1 pseudogene is annotated in these 240 nt (G+C 50.0%); it reads right to left on the bottom strand.

The annotated features are described in order from the left end of the window. Positions 1 to 131 precede the first annotated feature (131 nt). Positions 132 to 240 (bottom strand): annotated as a pseudogene (gene rplA / locus R0J88_RS23130) (50S ribosomal protein L1); the annotation flags it as partial.

Genomic DNA, 240 nt, shown 5'->3' on the forward strand with positions numbered 1-240 from the left:
GCCGCTACTCGATGTTCTGAGATTCTCGCGGTACACCTACGGTCTTGGACGGGAGCCTTGCTTTGTTGCGCCTTAGCAACGCCACGGCAGCTCCAACCCATAAACCATTACACTAACCTAACTGAAGCGAATTAAACCGCTGCTACAGTTGCCTGGTCAATGCTAACGCCAGCACCCATTGTTGTAGACAGGCTGATGCGTTTTACAAAAACACCTTTAGCTGAAGAAGGCTTAGCTTTC

It is taken from the genome of Pseudoalteromonas sp. SIMBA_162 (assembly GCF_046535955.1).
GTDB lineage: Bacteria > Pseudomonadota > Gammaproteobacteria > Enterobacterales > Alteromonadaceae > Pseudoalteromonas > Pseudoalteromonas marina.